Source organism: Comamonas sp. (genome assembly GCF_036666375.1).
GTDB lineage: Bacteria > Pseudomonadota > Gammaproteobacteria > Burkholderiales > Burkholderiaceae_C > Comamonas.
Window position 1 is genome coordinate 1 of the sequence record NZ_JAVWWA010000046.1, and the last position, 2,916, is coordinate 2,916.

Below are 2,916 nucleotides of genomic sequence, written 5' to 3' on the forward strand. Positions count from 1 at the left end.
CATCCACGCCGCCGCTTCATGCGCGGCGCGGCCGGCGCACTGGCCCTCACGGGCCTGATCGCCGCTCTGCCATCCATGGCCCAGGCCCAGCCCGCACCGCAGCTCGACGGCCCGCTGCGCATCCTGGTGGGCTATGCGCCGGGCGGCGCCACCGACCGCGTGGCGCGCATTGTCGGCGACAAGCTGGCCGCGCGCCTGGGCGTGCCGGTGATTGTCGAGAACAAATCGGGCGCGGGCGGACGCCTCGCGGCGCAGCAGGCCAAGGCCACGCCCGCGAACCAGAACGTGCTGATGCTCGCCAACCCCGCGGTGATGGTGGTCGCGCCCCTGGTCTTCAAGGACAACGGCTACGACGTGGAGCGCGATTTCGTTCCCGTCTCCCATGTCAACAGCTACGACTTCGCGCTGGCGGTATCGCCCTCGATGCCGGCGCGCGACCTCGGCCAGCTGCTTGCCTGGATGCGCGCCAATCCGAAGCAGGCCAACTTTGGCGTGCCGGCCACGGGCAGCCTGCCGCACTTCTTCGCGCTGATGGCCGGCGAGAAAGCCGGCGTGCCCACCCAGGTGGTGGGCTACCGCGGCTCGGCGCCGCTGCTCAACGACCTGCTGGGCAACCAGGTGCCGGCCGCGGTCGACACGCTGGACACGGTGCTGGCCCAGCATGAAGCCGGCAAGCTGCGCATCCTGGCGATCTCGGGCGCCCAGCGCTCAGTGTTCGCGCCGGGCATTCCCACCTTCAAGGAAGCCGGGCTCGATCTGGCCGCCACGGGCTGGAACACTTTCTTCGCACCGGCGAGCATGCCCAAGGAAAAAGTGGCCCGCCTGGCCAGCGCCATCCATGCGGTGATGCAGGAGCCGGAGACCACAGCCCGCTTCAAGGACGCAATGATGGTTCCCGTCGTCAGCACCCAGGCGCAGACCGCGAGCATGCTCAAGGCCTACCAGGCGCAATGGGCGCCGGTGGTGCAGCAGTCGGGCTACCAGCCCTGATGTGAGGCGCAAGAGACAGACATGACAAGACCCAACATCATCTTCATCGTTGCCGACGACCTCGGCTACGCCGACCTGGGCTGCTACGGCGGCCGGGATGCGGAATTCGGCCCGGTGTCGCCGGTGCTCGACCGGCTCGCGGCCCAAGGCCTCAAGCTGACCCAGGGCTATTCGAACTCGCCCGTGTGTTCGCCCACGCGCTTCGCGCTGATCACCGGCCGCTACCAGTACCGGCTGCGCGGCGCGGCCGAGGAGCCGATTCGCAGCGACAGCCGCGGCAGCAGCACGCTGGGCATGCCGCCCGAGCACCCCACCGTGCCTTCGCTGCTGCAGGGCAGCGGCTACCGCACGGCGCTGATAGGCAAGTGGCACCTGGGCTATCCGCCGCATTTCGGCCCGCTGCGCTCGGGCTACGAGGAGTTCTTCGGCCCGCTGTCGGGCGGCATCGACTACTTCACGCATTGCGATTCGCGCGGCAGCCATGACCTGTGGACCGGCGAGCAGAGCACGCAGACCGAAGGCTATCTCACCGACCTGCTCTCGGAGCGCGCCGTCGACTACGTGGCGCGCATGGCGCAGCAGAGCGCGCCGTTCTTCCTGAGCCTGCATTACACCGCGCCGCACTGGCCCTGGGAAACCCGCGACGACGTCGGCCGCGCGCCCACCGTGAAGGACAACCTGTTCGATCTGGCGGGCGGCAACATCCACACCTACCGCCGCATGATCCACCACATGGATGAAGGCATAGGCCGCGTGATGGCCGCGCTGGAGCAGCACGGACTGGCCGAGAACACGCTGGTGATCTTCACCAGCGACAACGGCGGCGAACGTTTCTCCGACAGCTGGCCTCTGGTGGGCGGCAAGATGGACCTGACCGAAGGCGGCATACGCGTTCCGTGGATTGCCCACTGGCCGGCCGTGATCGCGCCGGGCAGCGAGAGCCGTCAGCTGTGCATGACCATGGACTGGTCGGCTACCGTTCTCGACGCCGCGGGCGTGGCGGCTGCGCCGGGCTATGCGCTTGACGGCGTCTCGCTGCTGCCCGTGCTGCGCGACGCCAGCCACAGCTTCGCGCGCCCGCTGCACTGGCGCATGAACCACCGTGGTCAGCAGGCGCTGCGCGACGGCGACTGGAAATACCTGCGTGTCGACGGCAACGAGTATCTGTTCAACATTCCCGCCGACGAACGCGAGCGCGCCAACCAGGCCGGCCGCGAGCCCGAGCGGCTGGAGCGGATGCGCAGCGCCTGGCAGACCTGGAACGCGACCATGCCGGCAATTGCGGCCGACGCGACCATCAGCGTCGGCTACTCGACCAAGGACATGCCGCAGCGCTGAACGCAAGCACGCCATGGCGCCGGCATGGCGTGCTCCAAGCTCAGGATTTCCGCGGTCGCGCTGGGCACGGCCAGGAATCTCAACACTGTCGCGAAATTGTCCCAGATGGCAAACGCCACATGACATGGTGCAGCGCAGCGGACATAGAACATGCAAGCCAAGAACTATCGAGCCATCCGGGACCACCACAGCGGATACCCCGAACCAATCACCTTCTCCAAAGGCAGCATGCTGGCCGTCGGTGAGAAATATGCCGGGCCCGAGGGCTGGGACGACTGGTATTTCTGTGAAATTGTCGGCCAGGTGGGCGGCTGGGTGCCGGTGCAGCTGCTGGACTTCGTCGACGACCAGACCGCGCAGGCACGCGAAAACTACACGGCCAGAGAGCTGGACGTGCGCGCCGGCGACATGCTGGTCGGCGGAAGAACGCTCAATGGCTGGGCCTGGTGCGAGAACCCGCTGACGTCGCTGTCCGGCTGGGTGCCGCTGTCCCATTTGCAGCCCGCAGAGCACTGAGGCAGGCGCGCCCGGGCCTGGGCCTGAGCTGGCCCTGGGAGCGAATATCCATGATCCGGTCGCCGGACACGG

3 protein-coding genes and 1 pseudogene are annotated in these 2,916 nt (G+C 68.0%); all 4 read left to right on the top strand.

What is annotated here, in order from left to right; all coding sequences use genetic code 11:
- The first annotated feature begins 18 nt into the window (after positions 1-18).
- The 4 genes and pseudogenes from RR928_RS12765 to RR928_RS12775 all read left to right on the top strand — a co-directional run bounded on the left by RR928_RS12765 (position 19) and on the right by RR928_RS12775 (position 2,844).
- Positions 19-990, top strand: coding sequence for a Bug family tripartite tricarboxylate transporter substrate binding protein (locus RR928_RS12765; RefSeq protein ID WP_442881599.1), 972 nt, complete (start codon positions 19-21; stop codon positions 988-990).
- Between the two features lie 21 nt (positions 991-1,011).
- A complete protein-coding gene (locus tag RR928_RS12770) occupies positions 1,012-2,328 on the top strand; it encodes a sulfatase family protein (protein WP_332535453.1) in 1,317 nt (438 codons plus the stop codon).
- A gap of 21 nt (positions 2,329-2,349) precedes the next feature.
- Positions 2,350-2,451 (top strand): annotated as a pseudogene (locus RR928_RS24845) (DUF1697 domain-containing protein); the annotation flags it as partial.
- 27 nt (positions 2,452-2,478) lie between these two features.
- Positions 2,479-2,844 (top strand): SH3 domain-containing protein, encoded by a 366-nt coding sequence (locus tag RR928_RS12775; protein ID WP_332535451.1) that lies wholly within the window; start codon positions 2,479-2,481, stop codon positions 2,842-2,844.
- Positions 2,845-2,916: the final 72 nt, after the last annotated feature.